This window comes from Streptomyces sp. MBT65, assembly GCF_016612545.1.
Classification (GTDB): domain Bacteria; phylum Actinomycetota; class Actinomycetes; order Streptomycetales; family Streptomycetaceae; genus Streptomyces.
Genome location: NZ_JAENRY010000782.1, coordinates 1 through 1,193, shown reverse-complemented (window position 1 = coordinate 1,193; position 1,193 = coordinate 1). Strand labels below are relative to the sequence as shown.

Annotated in this window: 2 protein-coding genes and 1 tRNA gene; 2 read left to right on the top strand and 1 reads right to left on the bottom strand. The window is 71.0% G+C overall.

All coding sequences use genetic code 11. From position 1 onward, the window contains the following. Positions 1-155: 155 nt before the first annotated feature. Together JHN63_RS52095 and JHN63_RS52090 are read left to right on the top strand one after the other, a co-directional pair. Positions 156-770 (top strand): bifunctional DNA primase/polymerase, encoded by a 615-nt coding sequence (locus tag JHN63_RS52095; protein WP_200692064.1) that lies wholly within the window; start codon positions 156-158, stop codon positions 768-770. Beyond that, positions 761-834, top strand: a tRNA-Lys gene (locus JHN63_RS52090). The genes JHN63_RS52095 and JHN63_RS52090 overlap by 10 nt, the downstream gene beginning before the upstream one ends. 34 nt (positions 835-868) lie before the next feature. Here JHN63_RS52090 and JHN63_RS52085 read toward each other — a convergent pair. After that, the gene (locus JHN63_RS52085; protein ID WP_200692063.1) at positions 869-1,141 is read right to left on the bottom strand and encodes a DUF6059 family protein; all 273 of its coding nucleotides are present in this window, start codon (positions 1,139-1,141) and stop codon (positions 869-871) included. Positions 1,142-1,193: the final 52 nt, after the last annotated feature.

Below are 1,193 nucleotides of genomic sequence, written 5' to 3'. Positions count from 1 at the left end.
CCACAATCCCCGCGCCGCGCACCGCGTCCCGCCCGGAACCAGAAAGAACTTCTGGCATATGCCGGTCGGGCAAGATACTCCCTCCCGCCCCCTCCTGTCCCGATTTCCGGCAACCCTCAGAGACCGGACGCTCACGGCCGGTAGATCTATGGGACATGAGCCGCACTCAGGACGAGCCCTTCGCCGACCGCTTCGACATCTCGGGCGTCACCTCGGACGGTGCCGCCTGGCTCGCCTCGGCGGAAACGTATCCGCGCAGCACCCTCGCCTTCTGGAAGGAACGCCCGGACGCCCCGGTCGTCCTGCCCTGCGGCTCCGCCTTCGACGTGGTGAACGCCCCGGCGATCTTCGGCCGCCGTATGGTCGACCGTCTGTGGGACGAGGGCCCCGGCTCCGGACCGGTCGCCACCTACCGGGGGCGGATACTCCTGTTCGCCGGCCCCGGCACGGCTCAGCGGCTGCCGTCGCTGCTGGGCTGGGAGGAGTGGGGCGCGCACCCCGGAGAGCACAGCCGTACGGGGTCCGTCCCGCCGTTGCTGTGTCACGGCAAGGGCGACGCGGTGACCGTCCCGGCGCTGGTCGGCGCGGCCTCGGCGGCCCCGTCCGACGCGCGCTGGCTGGTCGCTCCGGACACCCGTCGACCCTGGCTTCCCGGCGCCGAAATCCTGCTCTGGGCGGCCGTGCGGGCGGCCCGGACCGCCGTACGGATATCGATTTTTCCTCGCGCCGATCAGGATGCTAAGGTCTACGACGTCAGCAGGCGCCGCTAGCTCAGTTGGTTAGAGCAGCTGACTCTTAATCAGCGGGTCCGGGGTNCGAGTCCCTGGCGGCGCACTAGCGATTAGGTCGCTGACCTGGGCGTCCTCGGTTATCCGAGGGCGCCTTTCGCATGCCCGGGTCCGTTGCCCGGTTCCGTCGCGAGGTGACCCGTCAGCCATATCTCGTACGCGGTGAGCGGGCGGTCCGGACGCAGTCGTTCCGGGTGTCCGACGGGCGGCTCCTGGAGCTCGATCTCGCCGCAGGCGTAGAGGTAGGGCAGACCGAACGCCGCCAGGAGGTCGTCGCACCATTTGCGGAACGCCGCCACGCGCCCGCCCCGCCGACCACCGCCGGCCCCTCTCCCGGCGCCTGCTCCAGCCATGCCGTCCCGCCTCCCGCCTCACCGTCCGGCCCGTGCCACTTCGGCCAGGATG

Bases quoted from the DNA above. Each gene is read 5' to 3' on its own strand.
- JHN63_RS52095 (WP_200692064.1), top strand. From the start codon at position 156: ATGAGCCGCACTCAGGACGAGCCCTTCGCCGACCGCTTCGACATCTCG.
- JHN63_RS52085 (WP_200692063.1), bottom strand. From the start codon at position 1,141: ATGGCTGGAGCAGGCGCCGGGAGAGGGGCCGGCGGTGGTCGGCGGGGC.